Origin of the sequence: Roseivirga sp. E12 (assembly GCF_017592825.1) — a bacterium.
Classification (GTDB): Bacteria; Bacteroidota; Bacteroidia; order Cytophagales; family Cyclobacteriaceae; genus Roseivirga.
In genome coordinates this window covers 222050-240130 of sequence record NZ_JAGFMD010000002.1, presented here as the reverse complement: position 1 = coordinate 240130, position 18081 = coordinate 222050, and the positions used below count along the sequence as shown (strand labels likewise).

General features: G+C 41.2%; 23 protein-coding genes and 1 tRNA gene. 18 read left to right on the top strand and 6 right to left on the bottom strand.

Features of this window, described 5'->3' with window-relative positions; genetic code table 11:
• Positions 1-160: 160 nt before the first annotated feature.
• The 5 genes from rpmF to pdxA all read right to left on the bottom strand — a co-directional run bounded on the left by rpmF (position 161) and on the right by pdxA (position 4170).
• On the bottom strand, positions 161-352 hold the full coding sequence (gene rpmF / locus J4E76_RS08715; RefSeq protein ID WP_208503179.1) for a 50S ribosomal protein L32: 192 nt from the start codon (positions 350-352) through the stop codon (positions 161-163).
• 26 nt (positions 353-378) lie between these two features.
• On the bottom strand, positions 379-924 hold the full coding sequence (locus tag J4E76_RS08710; protein WP_208503177.1) for a DUF177 domain-containing protein: 546 nt from the start codon (positions 922-924) through the stop codon (positions 379-381).
• Positions 925-1048: 124 nt separating this feature from the next.
• Positions 1049-2680 (bottom strand): SulP family inorganic anion transporter, encoded by a 1632-nt coding sequence (locus J4E76_RS08705; protein WP_208503175.1) that lies wholly within the window; start codon positions 2678-2680, stop codon positions 1049-1051.
• 80 nt (positions 2681-2760) lie between these two features.
• On the bottom strand, positions 2761-2958 hold the full coding sequence (locus tag J4E76_RS08700; RefSeq protein ID WP_208503173.1) for a hypothetical protein: 198 nt from the start codon (positions 2956-2958) through the stop codon (positions 2761-2763).
• Between the two features lie 177 nt (positions 2959-3135).
• Positions 3136-4170, bottom strand: coding sequence for a 4-hydroxythreonine-4-phosphate dehydrogenase PdxA (gene pdxA, locus J4E76_RS08695; RefSeq protein WP_208503171.1), 1035 nt, complete (start codon positions 4168-4170; stop codon positions 3136-3138).
• An 88-nt stretch (positions 4171-4258) separates the two neighbouring features.
• Between pdxA and rsmA the strand changes: the two genes are divergently transcribed.
• From rsmA to J4E76_RS08665, 6 genes are all read left to right on the top strand, one after another.
• On the top strand, positions 4259-5044 hold the full coding sequence (gene rsmA, locus J4E76_RS08690; protein WP_208503169.1) for a 16S rRNA (adenine(1518)-N(6)/adenine(1519)-N(6))-dimethyltransferase RsmA: 786 nt from the start codon (positions 4259-4261) through the stop codon (positions 5042-5044).
• Complete coding sequence (gene mgtE, locus J4E76_RS08685; RefSeq protein WP_370592799.1) at positions 5026-6390, top strand: magnesium transporter; 1365 nt, start codon at positions 5026-5028, stop codon at positions 6388-6390. The genes rsmA and mgtE overlap by 19 nt, the downstream gene beginning before the upstream one ends.
• Positions 6391-6392: 2 nt before the next feature.
• On the top strand, positions 6393-7343 hold the full coding sequence (locus J4E76_RS08680; RefSeq protein ID WP_236017348.1) for an NAD(P)-dependent oxidoreductase: 951 nt from the start codon (positions 6393-6395) through the stop codon (positions 7341-7343).
• A 125-nt stretch (positions 7344-7468) separates the two neighbouring features.
• Complete coding sequence (greA, locus tag J4E76_RS08675) at positions 7469-7945, top strand: transcription elongation factor GreA (RefSeq protein ID WP_208503167.1); 477 nt, start codon at positions 7469-7471, stop codon at positions 7943-7945.
• A 1-nt stretch (position 7946) separates the two neighbouring features.
• Positions 7947-8342: an HIT family protein gene (locus J4E76_RS08670; RefSeq protein ID WP_208503165.1), complete on the top strand. Its 396-nt coding sequence runs from the start codon at positions 7947-7949 to the stop codon at positions 8340-8342.
• Between the two features lie 65 nt (positions 8343-8407).
• Positions 8408-8746, top strand: coding sequence for a hypothetical protein (locus tag J4E76_RS08665; RefSeq protein ID WP_208503162.1), 339 nt, complete (start codon positions 8408-8410; stop codon positions 8744-8746).
• Between the two features lie 6 nt (positions 8747-8752).
• Here the strand turns inward: J4E76_RS08665 and ruvC are convergent, their stop codons facing one another.
• Entirely contained in the window at positions 8753-9304 is a 552-nt protein-coding gene (gene ruvC / locus J4E76_RS08660) for a crossover junction endodeoxyribonuclease RuvC (RefSeq protein ID WP_208503159.1), read from the bottom strand.
• 71 nt (positions 9305-9375) lie between these two features.
• On the opposite strand from ruvC, the gene J4E76_RS08655 reads away from it, so the two are divergent.
• The 12 genes from J4E76_RS08655 (at position 9376) to J4E76_RS08600 (ending at position 18071) form a co-directional block, all read left to right on the top strand.
• Positions 9376-10470 carry a glycosyltransferase gene (locus J4E76_RS08655; RefSeq protein ID WP_208503157.1) on the top strand — a complete coding sequence of 365 codons (1095 nt, stop codon included), beginning with the start codon at positions 9376-9378 and terminating at the stop codon, positions 10468-10470.
• Positions 10471-10734 carry a hypothetical protein gene (locus J4E76_RS08650; protein ID WP_236017347.1) on the top strand — a complete coding sequence of 88 codons (264 nt, stop codon included), beginning with the start codon at positions 10471-10473 and terminating at the stop codon, positions 10732-10734.
• A gap of 1 nt (position 10735) precedes the next feature.
• On the top strand, positions 10736-11965 hold the full coding sequence (locus J4E76_RS08645; protein ID WP_208503155.1) for a PP2C family protein-serine/threonine phosphatase: 1230 nt from the start codon (positions 10736-10738) through the stop codon (positions 11963-11965).
• On the top strand, positions 11952-12572 hold the full coding sequence (locus tag J4E76_RS08640) for a polysaccharide deacetylase family protein (RefSeq protein WP_208503153.1): 621 nt from the start codon (positions 11952-11954) through the stop codon (positions 12570-12572). The genes J4E76_RS08645 and J4E76_RS08640 overlap by 14 nt, the downstream gene beginning before the upstream one ends.
• Positions 12572-13657 (top strand): glycosyltransferase, encoded by a 1086-nt coding sequence (locus tag J4E76_RS08635; RefSeq protein WP_236017361.1) that lies wholly within the window; start codon positions 12572-12574, stop codon positions 13655-13657. The genes J4E76_RS08640 and J4E76_RS08635 overlap by 1 nt, the downstream gene beginning before the upstream one ends.
• Positions 13657-14424: a TatD family hydrolase gene (locus J4E76_RS08630; protein WP_208503148.1), complete on the top strand. Its 768-nt coding sequence runs from the start codon at positions 13657-13659 to the stop codon at positions 14422-14424. Before J4E76_RS08635 ends, J4E76_RS08630 begins: the two co-directional genes overlap by 1 nt.
• The gene (locus J4E76_RS08625; RefSeq protein ID WP_208503146.1) at positions 14417-15478 is read left to right on the top strand and encodes an asparaginase; all 1062 of its coding nucleotides are present in this window, start codon (positions 14417-14419) and stop codon (positions 15476-15478) included. The genes J4E76_RS08630 and J4E76_RS08625 overlap by 8 nt, the downstream gene beginning before the upstream one ends.
• Positions 15479-15570: 92 nt before the next feature.
• Positions 15571-15658: transfer RNA gene (locus J4E76_RS08620), tRNA-Ser, on the top strand.
• Positions 15659-15753: 95 nt separating this feature from the next.
• Complete coding sequence (locus J4E76_RS08615) at positions 15754-16548, top strand: MotA/TolQ/ExbB proton channel family protein (protein WP_208503144.1); 795 nt, start codon at positions 15754-15756, stop codon at positions 16546-16548.
• A gap of 27 nt (positions 16549-16575) precedes the next feature.
• Positions 16576-16938 (top strand): hypothetical protein, encoded by a 363-nt coding sequence (locus tag J4E76_RS08610; protein ID WP_208503142.1) that lies wholly within the window; start codon positions 16576-16578, stop codon positions 16936-16938.
• 4 nt (positions 16939-16942) lie between these two features.
• Positions 16943-17605 carry a biopolymer transporter ExbD gene (locus tag J4E76_RS08605; RefSeq protein WP_208503140.1) on the top strand — a complete coding sequence of 221 codons (663 nt, stop codon included), beginning with the start codon at positions 16943-16945 and terminating at the stop codon, positions 17603-17605.
• 4 nt (positions 17606-17609) lie between these two features.
• Positions 17610-18071, top strand: coding sequence for a biopolymer transporter ExbD (locus J4E76_RS08600; protein ID WP_208503138.1), 462 nt, complete (start codon positions 17610-17612; stop codon positions 18069-18071).
• The last annotated feature ends 10 nt before the right edge of the window (positions 18072-18081 follow it).

Below are 18081 nucleotides of genomic sequence, written 5' to 3'. Positions count from 1 at the left end.
GCCTATATGATGACCTGAATTAAAAGTTCGGAGCCTAATATAAGCGTAAACCATTCAGAATCATAATCAGAAATTAGAAAGAGGTTAATGGACAAATGCCCTTAAATAAGTACTGCTCCTGAATTGATATCCAGGAGCAGTACTTTCAAGACTTTAGTAATTAAACTAAAACTTCTTTTTCCATTACCACTTTACCTTTGTAGTAAAGTTTACCCTCATGCCAGAACGCTCTGTGAGGCATGTGAAGCTCGCCAGTTGTAGGACAAACTACCAATGTCTTGGGAGTTAATTTTTTGTGAGTTCTACGCTTGTCTCTACGAGTTCTTGAAATTTTTCTTTTAGGATGCGCCATCTTAAATCTTATTTATATCGCTTTCGCTATTTTTTACTCTGTAAATCTTTTAACGCTGCCCATCTAGGGTCAACATCTTCTTCTTGCTGTTCGTCAGTATGTCCATCATCCTTATGTGAGGTATAGACCATTTCGCCTTCGGCATCTTGATCATCTTCCTCTTCTTGAAATCTGGGATGAAGTTTTTTCATTGGAATTTGTAAACCAATGAACTCGAAAAGTAAGTCAGCGATATTGATGGTTTGTGTATCTTTTAAGATAACCATCACTTCCTCTGACAACTCTTTTTCTTCTTCGCCAAACTTGAAAATCATTTTACTCTCAAAAGAGATTGGCTGATCAAATAAGTCTAGACTTCTATCACAAGTCAACTCAACACTTCCTTCAATTTTGAAGTCCATTTGAATCATACTGGCTGACTTTTGAAGTGAAACGTCTGCAGTAAGTTTCCCCTTGCTAAACATTTCATTTTCAAACAGTTCAAAGAACGAATCTAAAATTTCGAATTGATAATCGTAATTACCATTCGCTAGCTTGAAAATGTGAATATCAAATGCTCTCCTTGCTTTCAATTCCCTAGCTTAAATTTCAGGACTGCAAAGGTATGCAATTATTGATTAATGATGAAATATGTTTAGCATAAAAAAAGTATCTCGAAAAGAGCCTTTTAGCAGACCTGTTTTTCGCTGACAATCATTAAGCTTCCGGTCGCTCTAACTCTTTCTCTTTTATCATATTCTTAGCGGCCTTAGCGTCTACCATTAGTTCCCCAAGTGACTGCTCGTAACCATTAAGGTCAAGTTGCTCTGTACAGCACATTTTCAAGTCAATATTTTTGTATTTAGCACTCTCTTTAAAGTCGCTCAATATCTCTAATACATCATGTTGAATGTGACGTGTTCTTGACGCATCAATGAGAAGTTCGGCATCATTTGGCACCCTATTTAACACTCTCAAGATCTGCGCTTTGTTGAGGAAGGTCACCATTTCTGCCAAGACAATACGGTAATGCTTATGCGCCTTGTCATGCGTTTCCTTTAATACAAAAGGGTTTTTAAGATTATTTAAGAGAATGTAGAAAATAGCTACTGCCATACCTATTCCAATACCCTTTAGTAAATCGGTGAGTACAATGGCTAGCACAGTAACCACGAAAGGAATGAACTGCTGGTAACCAGACTTGAACATCTGCTTGAAAAGAGAAGGCTTAGCTAATTTGTACCCCACAACTAGGAGAATAGCGGCTAAACTCGACAGGGGAATCATATTGAGAACATTGGGAATAATCATTGCAGAGATTAGAATTAGAAATCCATGAATCAATGCTGATGCCCTCGTTTTACCTCCAGACTGAATATTAGCTGAGCTACGTACAATTACCTGAGTCACCGGCAGGCCACCTATCATTCCTGAAACAAAATTACCGATCCCTTGAGCCCGGAGCTCTCTACTCGTAGGAGTAACACGTTTCTGTGGATCTAATTTATCAGTTGCTTCAACACACAAAAGTGTTTCTAAACTCGCAACTATAGCAATGGTAATACCCAAAACCCATACTTCAATCATTCCGAAGGCACTAAAATCCGGCAGTGTGAATTGATCGATAAAGCCGTTGAAATCACTTGCAACAGGAATGCTAACCATATGGTCCTGGCTAATTGCCATTGAGGTTCCAGAAAATGAGATGGCCAATATAATCCCAACAATTACCACAACTAAAGGCCCTTGAATGACCTGCGTTATTTTAATTCGTTTGATAAACTGCTGTTCCCAAAGAATGAGAATTGCAAGCGAAATAAGCGCAATGGTGATAGCTCCTGGGGAGATAAAGTTGATCATATTGATCAGTTCCGAGAATGTATTTTCTCCATCGGCTTGAATAAAACCTAAATCCCCTTCAGGGTCTGCGTCATAGCCAAAAGCATGTGGGATCTGCTTTAGGAAAATGATAAGCCCAATTCCTGCCAGCATTCCTTTGATGACCGCACTTGGAAAGTAGTAGCCAATAATACCCGCTCTGGCTACGCCCAAAACGAATTGAATTATACCAGCTATCACTACAGCAACCAAAAAGATTTCAAAGGCACCCAGTTCTTGAATACCGGCCAAAACTATGGCGGCAAGCCCAGCTGCCGGTCCGCTCACTCCAAGTTGCGAACCGCTGAACATAGTGACTACAATGCCACCCACCATGCCGGCAATAATACCGGAGAAGAGTGGCGCACCAGACGCCAAGGCAATACCCAAACAGAGGGGGACTGCTACGAGAAATACAACGAGACCCGCAGGGGCATCAGATTTTAGGTTTGAAAAAAAACTATTATTCATTAGTAAGGTCTTAGTGTCCATTACAACTCGTGCAATGGCTAATTGTTAAGTAAATTTGATTTGAAAAGTAAACTGGATTGTTAGAACCTTAGTTCTGGAGGAGGAGTATTTATTTCTCCATGACTATTCTTTCTAGTCAGAAATAGATCCATTTCATGGGTCTCTGAATCGAATGAAATTGACGTTGAGCCTCCCTTGTTGTTGGTGACCAAAAAACCTTCTTTTAAATCCTCTAGGTCTTTTTCGGACTCCTCCGAATCGGATTCATAGAGTTCCATGCAATCGAAATTATCAAAAACCTGAGTGAAGGATTCTGCAGTAACGATTACCGAAAAAGTGCAAAAAAGTAAAAAAGCTATAGTCCTGTTCACCAGTTTCAAGATAACAAAGAATACGTTTGGATAATCATTCAGTTTTATAAATCGATCAATTCGTCTTTTATTCTGACAAACTACCTATTGTTCAGACTCAGCGCTGTTTCTATTACGGATAATGTCAACGGCCATATAAATAGCACTCCGCATACTCTGTTCATTGGCCATATTCTTTCCCGCAATATTAAAGGCCGTTCCATGGTCCGGAGATGTTCTTACAATGGATAAACCAGCGGTAAAGTTCACTCCATCTTCAAAAGCAATAGTTTTGAAAGGGATCAGGCCTTGATCGTGATACATGGCTAGTACACCATCAAAGTTAGAGTAACTGGCATTACCAAAAAAGCCATCGGCAGGATAGGGGCCAAAAACTAGCTTTCCCTTTTCTTTAAATTCGGAAACCAACGGAGCAATTAATTCTTTTTCCTCACTACCTAATAGGCCTTCTTCACCGGCATGGGGATTAAGTCCAAGTAGTGCCACTCTTGGCTTGGCTTTACCAAAGTCCTTCTTGAGCGAGGTCAACATTAGATTTAACTTTTCTTGTAGCACTTTCTTCGTCAGTTTTTGACTGATTTCCGAGAGGGCAATGTGCCCTGTAGCCACACCGATCCTTAGACTCTCGTTGCACAAGAACATAAGGCTGTCTTTCGCTTCGAAGTTGGAAGTGAAGTATTCCGTATGTCCAGGGAATTTAAAATCATCAGATTGAATATTGTTCTTGCTTATTGGTGCTGTAACAACTCCCTGAATACTGCCGTTTTTCAGGTCCTCAGTGGCTTGTTTGAGAGCAGCGAGGGCAAACCTTCCGGCTTCTGGAGTCTCAGTTCCGACCTTCAGCTCGAAATCCTCAGTCCAGCAGTTGATGACATTCAACTTGTTCTGACGATACTCTTTTATAGATCGAGCTTGATGGAATGAGAATTTCTCTATGTTCAGAATGGTCTTGTAAAGCGAAAAGACTTTGCCATGACCGTAAACAACTATATCTACATGGTTTAGAAGGAGATTGTTTTGTACTGCCTTGATAATTACCTCAGGCCCAATTCCGTTGATGTCGCCTATGGTAATGCCAATAATTGGTTTAATTCGATTGTGGTTTGCTGCCTCGTTCATGTCTCTTCTAAATCAGTAATCCATTTTCCTACCAAGCCTTAAATCGAGATTTTTGCGCAAATTAATGTTTTTTGCCTAAGTTGTCACGATGTCTTCAGTACGCCCTAAAAAACACCTCGGTCAACATTTTCTAAAGGACTTAAGCATAGCCGAGAATATAGCCAAAGCGCTTAGCGGCCATGGCGACTATAACCGAGTTTTGGAGATTGGTCCAGGGACAGGTGTGCTGACGCAATTCTTATTAGAACAACCAATCGAAACTTGGGTGATTGAAGTGGATAGAGAGTCGGTTTCCTATTTAAAGGATAACTTTTCTTCCTTGAGCGATAGAATTATTGAGGGTAATTTTCTAAAAGTCGACTTTATGAAGGCTACAAATACGCCTGTGGCGATAGTAGGCAATTTTCCATACAATATCTCTTCCCAAATATTTTTTCGGGTACTAGATTTCAAGAATGATATTCCCGAGGTGGTTTGTATGATTCAGAAAGAGGTCGCTGAACGTCTGGCATCGCCCCCTGGTAATAAGACTTATGGTATACTGAGTGTATTGCTACAGGCCTATTATGATATAGAGTACTTGTTTACAGTAAAACCAACAGTTTTCAATCCACCGCCAAAAGTTGATTCTGGAGTGATTCGCCTTAAGCGTAACAATATCAATAAGTTAGGTTGTGATGAAAGCCTTTTTAAGGCAGTAGTTAAAGCCGGCTTTCAAATGAGGCGGAAAACATTGCGCAATGCATTAAAACCTATAAATTTGCCCTCCGAATTGGTCGATCACCCAATGTTAAATTTGCGTGCTGAGACCCTTTCAGTTGAAGATTTTGTAACCCTAACAAATCTAATTTCATCGTGTCAGAAGCGGGCGTAAAATTTGAGCTTTCCAAGGAATATCTTGATCTGGTCGTTCAGGCAATCGAGCGGGCAGATAATGCTTTTATCCTTGAGACGATGGAAGGAGTCGATCCGGCAGACATCTCTCAATTACTGGAGGAGGCTACTCCTGAGAACACCAAATTTGTCCTCGATTTACTTCAAAATGAGGTGGGTGCTGAGGTCATTGAGGAGCTCGAAGAAGATACGCGTCAGGATTTCTTGAAGGAATTGAATCCTGAAGAGATTGCCGAATACATAGAAGAAATGGACTCTGATGATGCGGTGGATGTCATAAACGACTTACCCGTCAGAGTTAGAGAAGAAGTAATTGCAGCCATCAAGGATCCAGAAAGTGCAGCGCATATCCAGGAGCTGATGCGCTATGACGAGGATTGCGCTGGTGGACTGATGGCGAAGGAAATGATTGTCGCCAATGTGAACTGGACAATCCTTCAGACCATTGAAGAAATTCGTAGGCAAGCAGAAAATGTCGACAAGATTTATTCCATCTATGTAGTTGATGATAGACAGAAGCTTTTAGGTAAGGTTTCTGTTAAGCGTATCATACTTACCAATGACACGACCCATATCAAAGATATCTATGATGAAGATATCAAAGCGGTTGAGACCTACATGGATGAGGAGGAAGTGGCGGATATCATGCAGAGGTATGACTTGGATGCCGTGCCAGTCATCAACCTTCAGGGGAAATTGGTGGGTAGAATTACGATCGATGATATTGTAGATGTCATCACTGAGCAAGCAGAGGAAGATATGCAGTTGATGTCCGGTATATCTGCCGATGTGGAGGAGGACGATAGCATTTGGGCAATTTCCAAAGCACGACTTCCCTGGCTAATGATTGGTTTAGTAGGAGGTACCTTGGGTGCCTGGGCGATCGGCTTTTTCGAAGGAGATTTAGAAAGCAACGCTGCATTGGCATTCTTTATTCCACTTGTTATGGCAACAGGGGGTAACGTAGGTATTCAGTCATCTACTTTGGTGGTACAAAGTCTGGCCAATAGATCGGCATTTACAGAGTCTTTCAGTAAAAGAATTGGTAAGATGTTTTTGGTGGCCATTTTCACTGGGGTAGTGTTAGCCGCAATAAGTTTTGGCATTGTCTACATATGGAAAGGTGATGCTGATTTAGGTAAAGTTGTAGCCATCTCATTGATCTGTGTCATTATGCTGGCTTCCTTCACCGGGACTTCCACACCTTTAATATTAGACAAGTTCGGAATCAATCCCGCACTCGCCTCTGGTCCATTTATTACGACCACGAACGATATCCTCGGGATTATCGTTTACCTAGCCATCGCTAACGTTTTACTCTCATAAAAATGTCCAAGAAGTGCCTTATTGTTGATGAGATGCATGAAAGCATCCAGGATTTACTATCGCAAATTGGGATAGAACCTGTCTATCTTCCTAAAGCTTCGAGGTCCGAAATTCTGGATAAGATTCATGATTTTGAGGGTTTACTTATCAGAAGTAAAACTACAGTAGACCAAGAGCTGGTAGACAAGGCAGTTAAGTTAGAATTCATTGGAAGAGCAGGTGCTGGACTCGATAAAATTGATGTCGAATATGTCGAAAATCGTGACATAGAGATACTCAATGCTCCTGAAGGAAATCGTGACGCCTTGGCCGAGCATGCTGTGGCTATGCTACTGAACTTGCTGAACAATATTAACCGTGCCGATCGTGAAGTAAGAAATTGGATTTGGGATAGAGAGGGCAATCGGGGAGTAGAACTTAGTGACAAGACGGTCGGCATTATCGGCTATGGTCATATGGGGCAGGCTTTTGTGCAAAGACTGCGGGCCTTTGATTGTCGCGTGTTGGTCTATGATAAGTATAGGAAAGGTTTCGGGACAAAGAATGTAGAAGAGGTAAGCCTAGAGAAGATGTTTGCCAAAGCCGATATTTTGAGCTTACATGTTCCTTTAACAGAAGAGACGCGCGGCTGGATTAATGCTGACTTCTTCGAACAGTTCCATAAGAATATCTATTTACTAAATACAGCCAGAGGCGAAATTGTTCCCACAAAGGACTTACTGGCGCTTTTGGATTCAGGTAAGCTCTTAGGGGCAGCGCTGGATGTATTAGAGAAAGAAAAGTTCGATCAGTTAAGCAAGGACCAGAAGGTTCTTTTTGAGAATCTTTTTACGCGAAAGAATGTGGTACTGTCTCCTCATGTGGGAGGGTGGACTTTCGCCTCTTTTAAACGAATCAATGAGGTTTTGGTGGGTAAGATCGCCACACATTACCGTATTGATTGGAATGCTTAAGCTTTAAGATTTGCTAATTTTTAGCTAATTTTGATTTCAATCGCCTGAAGAGGCGATTTTATTTGTTTATAGACGGTTTCAATCTGAGGCCGTTCTTTGTTTAAGAGTACACAAAATATAATGATATGGCAGGTGTTAGTTATTACACTGAAGAGGGATTGCAGCGATTGAAAGATGAACTGCAGGAGTTAAAAACGAAAGGTAGAGCCGATATGTCCAAGCAAATTGCTGAGGCAAGAGACAAAGGTGACTTGAGTGAAAATGCTGAGTATGATGCTGCCAAAGATGCTCAGGGTTTAATGGAAATGCGTATTTCCGAGCTAGAGACTGTCATCGGTGATGCCAGAATAAAAAAACAGGAAGATGTGGACCTTTCAAAGGTGTCTATTCTTTCTACAGTGAAGATTAAGAATGTAAAGAATGGCATGGAAGTGAAATACACTTTGGTGTCAGAAAAGGAAGCCGACCTTAAAAGCGGCAAGATCTCTTATGAATCGCCTATCGGAAAGGGTCTTTTAAATAAGAAGATCGGTGAAATTGCAGAGGTGATTGCCCCTGCAGGAAAAATAGAGTTCGAAATTCTTGACATCACTTTAGAGTAAAATGCCGAGTATCTTCACCCGGATCATCAATCGTGAAATTCCAGGCTATATCGTAGCTGAGAATGAAGATGCGATTGCCTTTCTAGATATCAATCCATTGAATGAAGGGCACACCTTGGTAGTTCCAAAAAAAGAAGTGGACAAGCTTTTCGATCTGGATGAAGATACTTACCTCAAATTACAATCCTTTACACATCAAGTGGCCAAAGCCATTGAGAAGGCCATCCCTTGCCTAAGGGTTGGTGTTGCCGTAATAGGCCTTGAAGTGCCTCATGCCCATATCCACCTGATTCCCCTACATGGTATGCATGATATCGATTTCGGTAGGCCGAAGTTGAAGCTGGAAGCATCTGTCTTAGCAGGTATTGCTTCTAGAATCAATCAGCAGTTAGGCTGATTACTAAGGTATCTTGACTGAAGGATTGTTCTCTTAGTATGCGGATGCCCTTTTCTTTAATCTCAATGCTTTCAGTGATAATCATTGTTTTCATGGGGTGTCAAGCTCAGGAGGAGGAGATACCTGATGTTCTAAATAATTCTCCAGTTGAGGGAGTTAGGAGACGTATTCCTACTACTTCTGTTCCTCCATCTTTAATGCTCTATTGTCAAAATCGTCCAAGAACAGTAAATGATCCTTCCATTGTGTTAGTTAGAAATGGGGAAGAGACTTTTGTTAAAGGTGTCTTGTCTGATCTTAACATGCAGGATGTCGAAAAAATTGAGGTGCTAAAGTCTGAAGCAGCTGTCGCTAGGTTCGGTGAGAAAGCAAATTATGGAGTAATTCGGATTAGTGTTAAATAGATGCTTTTACTTCACCCTCCCCGGATTATCCGCTACAAAATTCTTCCAGCTTTTAGCACGACTTTGTAGGCTTCCGTTTTGGAAGTGATGACAAACAGCCACTGCCAATGCATCGGTAGCATCAAGCATTTTGGGTAGCTCTTTGATACTGAGCAAGGTTTGAAGCATAGAGGCGACTTGTTCTTTAGAGGCATTTCCATTTCCAGTAACGGACTGCTTCACTTTCTTAGGCGCATACTCGGTAATGGGAATGTCTCTGGCCAGGGCAGCAGACATTGCTACGCCTTGAGCTCTACCCAGCTTTAGCATGGATTGAATATTCTTGCCATAGAAGGGTGCTTCCAGCGCTACTTCGTCAGGATGGAACTCTTCGATGATAGAGGTGATCCGCTCGAAAATCTTCTTGAGTTTAAGTTCATGGCCAGAATACTTGCTGAGATGAATCACGCCAAACTGCAGAAGGGATAGCTTTTTACCAGTGACTTTTAAAAGCCCATATCCCATTACGCTGGTCCCGGGATCGATACCTAAGACTATTTTTTCTGGTACTACTGCCATCAGTTTGCAATATAATCAATCCGAATAGGCAGGCTATTTTATTTTTCGATGCTAATGGTATTTATTCGTGTATGATCCTTGCCATTGGCATATATGCGGGCTACCTGATTTTTCTTCTTGCTCTAATAGTTATTTGGAACACTTGGAGAACTGATAGTTTACGCAGGGAAGGGCTTCCGATTTCAGTGATTATTCCGTTTAGGAATGAGGAGGAGAACCTTCGAAAACTTGTTGACAGCTTGAGCAATCAAGCCGATGGAGCTTTTGAGGTTGTTTTTGTCAACGATCACTCTGAAGACAATGGCTTGGAATTGCTTAGTGAACTATTAAGTAGTGCTACTTTTCAGTATCAGGTACATAGTTTGGAAAAAGCTTTCGGGAAGAAGGAAGCTATCACCGCTGGAATTCAATTAGCTACCCATGACCTGATCATTACTACTGATGCCGACTGTTATGCAGAACCACATTGGCTTCGAGAAATGTCGGGCCAATTTCAAGACGATAACCTTCAGATGTTAGTAGGTCCAGTAGCTTTAACGGGAGATAGCTTTTGGCAAAAGATGCAATCCATCGAGTTTTCCTCATTGATAGGAACAGGCGGAGTTTTCTTAAGAATGAAGATGCCACTCATGGCGAATGGTGCTAATCTCGCCTATAGAAAAGAGGTGTTCAATAAAGTAAACGGTTTCAACGGAATTGATTCAACGCCATCAGGAGACGATGAACTGTTAATGCATAAGGTCAAAAAGGAGTTTCCAAATGGCATAAGGTTCCAAAAGTCAAGAGGATCAGCGGTGCAGACTTCGGCCTCCTTCAATTGGAGTACTTTTAAACAACAACGACTGAGATGGGCTAGCAAATGGAAGGTCGCATTTAGGCTTAGCACAATCCTGAGTGCCCTGGTAGTTTTTGTTGTGCAGCTGATACAACTTTGGCTTATCTTCCGACTTATCGAACCTGTCGACAATCTTAAACTAATTACTTCGTTACTATTGTTTAAATTATTGACCGAGTTCATTTTCCTTTGGTCGGTCAGACGATCCTTTGGACAAAAAATGAACGGGATTGCCTTTTTAGTTAACTATCTATTGTATCCCTTTTATGTCATTTATTTTGGCATTGCTGCTAACTTTGGAAAGTTCAAGTGGAAGGGTAGAGCATATTAGATGACAAGCATGACCGATGAGGAATTTGATGTAATGGATGAGTTGTACTTTGTACAGCCCTTCAGTCATTTAATTGAGGAACTCGAGATGAACGCAACTGATTTAAAGAGTGTTTTGAAGGGCTTATTAGATCGGGACTGGATCAAGTGCTTCTATAATATGAATGAGGAAGTTTTTGAAGACAAATTAGACTTTGACAACGAGTTTCAAGATTACTATTACTTAGCCACAAAAACAGGGCTTTTGGCCCACAACGGAAGATAATATGCCGCATAGTTCACTGCAGAATAGATTTGATCAAAAAGAGTTAGAGATTAATGCGCTCTTGGAGATTACTCAGGCAATGAACAATAATCTGCCAGAAGAAGACCTCTATAAAATTTATGAGTTTACGTTGCGAGCCAACCTAAGGCTTGACAAACTCACTCTGTACGTGCAAGAGGAGGAATGGGAATGCAAAGTGCAGTTTGGTACGAAAAAGGATTTTACACAAGTAGCGCTCGGAGAGAGCTGTTTGAAAGTAAGCGAAGCTACTGAGATCAGTAAATTGGATTTAGATGTTCCATGTTTCTCAGAGTTCGATATTATCATTCCTGTAAAGCATAAGGACAGGTTGTTGGCCTTTGTATTCTTAAAGGTTAAAAGCGAGATAGAAGACCTAATTGATACCACCTTTATACAGGCACTCAGTAATATTATATTGGTGGCTATTGAGAATAAGAGACTTGCCAGAAAGCAGTTGGAACAGCAGGCATTACAACGTGATATTGAAATTGCTAGTGATGTTCAAAACTTCCTTTTTCCGAAAGATCTGCCGAGAACCGAAAAGATCGAGATAAAAGCCTTTTACCAGCCATGCCAAACGGTGGGGGGTGATTACTATGATTATATAAGCCTTGAAGATGAGAATCAATTTGTTGTCTGTATTGCCGATGTTTCTGGCAAGGGTGTGCCCGCAGCGATATTGATGTCCAATTTTCAGGCAGTTTTGCGAACAGTTTCCCGGACGGCTCAAGATCCTAAAGAAGTTGTGACCGAATTGAACTACCAACTCAGCCATAATGCCAACAGAGAGAACTTCATTACCTTCTTTTTAGCGGTATATGATTATGGGTCGAAGGAACTGAGGTATATCAATGCAGGGCACAACCCGCCTATGTTAATGAATGGTGCCTCAGATGTGCAACGATTAACAGTCGGCACAACGGTACTCGGTGCCTTCGAGCCATTGCCCTTTTTAGAAATGGGTACTGTTACAGGTTTAGAAGACTTTTCCCTTTTCCTCTTTACCGATGGTTTGACAGAAACCTTTGATGATCAAGACGAAGAGTTTGGCGCAGAAAGATTGCAATCCTTCCTTGAGACGCACCATGGTCGTCCTTTAGATGAAATGCATCAAGACCTTTTGAAAGAACTGGATGATTATCGTAAATCACAGCCCTTTTCGGATGACTTGACTTTCTTATCTTGCAGGGTCAAGAATGGTACCGCATAAAACCCCTTCTCTTTTTAAGTACATATGGCCAAGCCTTGTTTGGAATGTTCCGAACGCTGGTAAGAAGATTTTCTTGACTTTTGATGATGGACCAATTCCAGAACTTACAGAATGGGTGTTAGAAACCTTGGCTCAGTTTAACATCAAGGCTACTTTTTTCTGCGTAGGAGAAAATGTCGATAAGCACCCTGAAGTTTTTGACAAACTCCTGTTGGAAGGCCATAGCATTGGCAATCATACCCATCACCATCTTAATGGCCGGAAGGCCCTGACACAAAACTATCTTGACAATGTTGCGCTGTGCGATGAGGCTCTCGCTAAACACAATGAGACCACCGAGCTTTTTCGGCCACCCTATGGAAGGCTTAAAACAAGGCAAAGAAAGTTGTTGAAGAATAGAAAAGTGGTAATGTGGGATGTGCTATCCAAGGACTATGATCAGTCATTAAGTCCGGAGATTATTTTGGATGGGATTATCAAGGCCACCCAACCAGGGTCCATCGTTGTCTTTCATGACAATCTAAAAGCTGAGAAGAATTTGAAGGTTGTTTTGCCGAAGTATATCCAACACTTTCTTAATCAAGGTTATCAATTTGGTCGGTTGTGATGGTAGTATTACTTGGGATATACCTGCTCCTTTATGTGGTCGAACTATTTTTGATGGCCGTTCATTGGTTGAAGTTTAAGAGTACCTCGCTCTTAGAAGGTGATGAGCTTCCCAAGGTTTCTGTTTTGGTCTGTGCTAGGAATGAAGAGCATAATCTAAGAGATAGTCTGTCGTCATTGCTAAGTTCTGATTACCCCTTTGATCGCCTAGAAATATTGGTAGGCAATGATAATTCCGAAGATAATACAGAGAGCATCATTCAAGAATTCGTTCAGCAGAATGATGTGATCAAATCCATCAGGATAGACGAAGAGAAAGATGGGCTTATCGCCAAGGGCAATGTTTTGAGTCAACTCATTGATGCCAGTCATTTCGAGTATCAAGTGATCATTGATGCCGACATGATCGTGACCAAAGATTGGTTAAAGCTGATGGTTTCCTCGCTCGTTAGTGGAAATGACATGGTAAGTGGCTATACGCAAATCCTTAAGTCTAACTGGATCGCGAATCTCCAATTTATGGATTGGCAATCAGTGCTCTTTGCCATGAAGACCATGGCCGACTTTATTAGACCCATTTCCATATTAGGTAACAACATGGCATTTAGGAAAAGTACCTATGATAGATTGGGAGGCTTTAGAGGACTGGGGCCTACTGACGTTGAAGATCTCGGTTTGCTACAAAGATTCCAGAAAGAAGGCCTAAAGACCATGCAGCTAGTCGAACCTTACGGTCATGCCTATACCAAGCCTCAATTGACTTTTGACGAATTACTTACTCAGCGTTGCCGATGGATGAACGGGGTATTTACACACCATTTTGTGCTGGGCATACCGGCCTTCTTTGCAAGGTTATGGGTGGTAATGGCACTGGTGATGGTCTGGTTTAATAAGGATTGGGCGCTGTTTATTGCTTTCTATGGTCTATGGACTAACTGGATGAAAAGTCGGATCATGACGACTCGGACAAAGTCTCACGACTCAATCTTTCTGATATCACCAATAGTTATTAGTCTTTTAGATACTTTAGCACTTTTAAGAATAATATTCATTGGAAAGGTTAGCTGGAAAGGAAGGAAACACTGATGATTGATACGCACGCTCATATCTATGCCGATCAGTTTAAGGAAGATATCGCTGAGGTTATTGAAAGATCTCAAGAAGCTGGACTGACTCGTATATACATGCCGAACATTGATCATACCTCGATCGATGCCATGCTTGAATTGGAGTTGCAATATCCAGACTTTTGTATTGCAACCATGGGGCTTCACCCATGTTCTGTGAACAGCGACTTTGAAAAAGAACTCTATATAGTAGAGGAGTGGTTATCGAAAAGGGACTTTGTCGCCATTGGGGAGATGGGTACTGATTTATATTGGGATAAGACCTTTGTCGATCAGCAAGTTGAGGCTTTCAATGTTCAAGTCGAGTGGGCCAAAAAATATAAAAGGCCGATCATTATTCATTGCAGAGAGTCGCTAGATATGACGATCGATTTGGTTGAAAAACTAAAAGACGATGACCTGACAGGTGTGTTTCATTGTTTCAATGGCTCGGTAGAGCAAGCCAATAGAATCTCTGCGCTAGATTTTCATATCGGTTTAGGAGGAGTATCTACTTTCAAAAATGCTGGTATGGATAAGGTCATTCCATCATTAGATATGGATCATGTGGTTTTAGAAACGGATAGTCCATATTTGGCACCTGTTCCCCACAGGGGGAAAAGAAATGAGCCAGCCTACGTGCAGTTAGTGGCACAAAAGGTGGCCGATTACAGAGAGACTTCAATAGAAGAGATCATCGCGACTACAACTAACAACGCAAACAAACTATTTCAATTCAATGCTTGAGTTAAAACCAATACAGCACTTTGATTTATTTGATAAGCCTAAGGCGAATATCTTAATCATATATACTGGTGGAACGCTTGGAATGGACTATGATGAGAATGGGGCACTGGCACCATGCGGTTTTGATCAAATACTAAGACGGGCACCAGTAGCCAAAGAGCTGCAGATCAATTTATCGGTCATATCCTTTGAGACTCCTATAGATTCTTCCAAGGTAGAGTTAACGCATTGGCAAAGAATGGCAGAAGTCATTCATAGACATTATGATCAATTCGATGGGTTTCTAATTCTGCATGGTACCGATACTATGGCCTATTCAGCTTCAGCGCTAAGTTTCATGCTTGACGGGCTCAACAAGCCTGTGATTTTTACAGGAGCACAGTTGCCCATTGCCTCTCCACGATCTGATGCCCGCGAAAATCTGGTCACTTCTTTAGAGATCGCTTCCGATAAAAAGAATGGTAAACCGATTATCACAGAAGTGTGCATATTTTTCAATAATGTCCTGCTTAGGGGTAATCGGTCGAAGAAGGTTGAAAGTGAACGCTTTGATGCATTCGAGTCTGAGAACTATCCCGTCTTGGCGAAAGCTGGGATTGCCATAGAGTATCAATGGTCTTATTTGAAGCCTTTTCGAGAGGAACAATTGAAACTCAGCGTGGCCCTGGACCCTGCAATTGTTATTCTAAAGTTATTTCCTGGTCTCAATCTCTCTACGGTTGAACACATCATTAAAGCACCTCTAGTAAAAGGCATTATACTAGAGAGTTATGGTGCAGGAAATGTGCCTCACGAAAAATGGTTTTTGGACTTACTGAAATCAGGTGTCGACACCGGAAAATTAATATTGAATATAAGTCAGTGTAATGGAGGTCGCGTATTGCATGGAAAGTATCAGACCAGTGGAGCTCTAGACAGTATCGGAGTTTTGAGCGGAGCTGATTTAACTACCGAAGCAGCAACCACAAAAATGATGTATGCACTAGGTCGTTTTAGTAATCCTACCGATAGCAAAATGTGCCTGACAACTTCGATTAGAGGTGAAATGAACTGATTTTTCATGGCTGACAAAAACAAATTTCGGCTTGCATACTGAAATTATTATTGATTTATTTGTCACCCTGCGAGAAGCGCAGATATCGAAAAGGAGAGGTGTCCGAGTGGCTTAAGGAGCACGCTTGGAAAGCGTGTGTACCTCTTAAGGGTACCGAGGGTTCGAATCCCTCTCTCTCCGCACTATCAACTAAAACTTTAAGTGATAATTTCTTTTAATCATATTTATTAATAATTTAGAAATCGTTTTAACCTTATATTAATCAAAACTAGACTATGAAAAAGTTATTTTCTTTACTGATGATCCTTGGCCTTTTTGCTTTTGGATTTAACGCTGTAGCTCAAGATAGCACGGGTACAGCTTCAGATACAACTGTCGTAGCGGAGCCAGATCCAATTCCTGAACAACCGGAATATGAGATTGAAGAGGAGGCCCAGTCTTTCGACCAAATCATTAAAGACAAGTTCATCGAAGGTGACCCTCAGTTTATGTCACCAGTATTGATCTGTTTAATTCTTGGCTTAGCTATCGCTATCGAAAGAATTATCAGCCTTAACTTATCAACAACCAATACTCAGAAGTTACTTAGCAAAGTTGAAGACGCACTTGAATCAGGTGGAGTTGAAGCTGCTAAAGAAGTTACTAAGAGCACAAGAGGACCAGTTGCGTCTATCTTTACTCAAGGACTTATGAGAATGTCTGAAGGCATTGAGATGGTTGAAAAATCAGTTATCGCCTACGGATCAGTTGAAATGGGTAGACTTGAAAGAGGTCTAGTTTGGATTTCATTATTTATCTCTCTTGCTCCAATGCTTGGTTTCATGGGTACTGTAATTGGTATGATTGGCGCCTTTGATGCAATTGAGGCTGCAGGTGATATTTCTCCTTCACTAGTTGCGGGTGGTATTAAAGTAGCACTCTTGACAACTGTTGCAGGTCTAATCGTTGCGATTATCCTTCAGTTGTTCTACAACTATTGTGTTTCTAAAATCGACTCTATTGTAAACTCGATGGAAGATGCTTCTATCTCTTTAGTAGACCTTTTGGTGAAGCATAATCTTTCTAAGTAATCATTGTCAACTCTAAAAAGATAAATTATGAGTCAGGAACAATGGATTGATATCGGATTATATGGCGCGATCATTCTGATCATTGTCGCAACACTTGCGGCCATCGGAATGAACCTCGTAAATGCCTTTAGTAATCCTAAAAGCCTTGTAAAAGGCGGAATTGGAATTGGCGTGTTAGCCATAATATTCCTAATTGGTTATTCAACGGCACCAGCAGAATTTGGTGCTTCTACAGCTAAGGCATTGGAAGCCTCCAGTTTTGACCCAAGCAGCGATGCGGCCGTGTCAACTTATAAACTGGTAGGTGGAGCAATGACGACAACGTTAGTACTACTTGTTGTTGCTTTAGTAGGTTTAGTATACTCATCTGTAGCAAGAATTGTAAGATAGTTTTATGGCAAGAAGTAAAGATAAGGGAAGTCAAGAGGTGAATGCGGGCTCAATGGCCGACATCGCGTTCCTGCTTTTGATTTTCTTCCTTGTAACTACCCAGATTGCCACTAACAAAGGACTGACGCTTTTGCTTCCTCCTAAGCAGGAAGAAGACGAGCCAATTGAAATCAAGCAACAAGAACGTAATCTGTTTAAGATCCAGATTAACTCTGCTGATAGACTTTTGGTTGAAGAAGAGCCGTTAGACGATGTTACGCAAATCAGGGATATGGTATATGACTTTGTATTGAACTTTGGAAACCCTAGTGATAAGAAGAAGGGTAAAAACGAAGTGAGTGACAATGATGTATACGCGAGTCTACCAGCTTCAATGAAATCATATATAGGTCGTAACCTAGGGTCATCCGATTCAGCCGATGGTCCAGGTAGCGCAATTATATCACTGAAGGCTGACCGTGGAAGTAGCTACGATATTTTCATTAGTATCCTAGATGAACTAAACGCGGCTTACAATAGAATTTATGGTGAAAGAGTCGGACTGACTGACGAAGAATTCAGAAAGTTGAATAGAAACGACCCGCGCCAGAAAGAGATGTACGATAGAGCTAGGTCGGGTATTCCGAAAGCGATATCTATTGCAGAACCATCAACAGTAGGAGGGTAATATTATGTCTAAGTTCAAGAAGAAAAGTGAATCGAGTCAGGATATACCTACCGCAGCATTGCCGGATATTATCTTTATGCTTCTGTTTTTCTTTATGGTAACCACCGTATTAAGAGAGACTGAGCTTAAGGTAGAACAGAATATCCCAAGGGCTGAACAGTTGGTGAAGCTTGAGAAGAAAAAATTGGTGACCTACTTATACGTAGGTGCTCCAAAAGATGAAAGTCTTGGATCAGAATCCAGAATTCAAGCCAACGATGCCTTTATAGGTATTGAGGGTATTGTACAATGGGTAAACCAAGAGAAGTCTAAGTTGAGCGAAGTAGAACGCGATCAGATCACAATATCTTTGAAGGTTGATGAAGAGACCAAAATGGGAATCATCGTTGATATTCAAACTGAGTTGAGAGAAGCGAATGCGCGTAAGATCATGTACGCTGCACCAACTAAGGCAAGAGATAACTAATCAATAACTT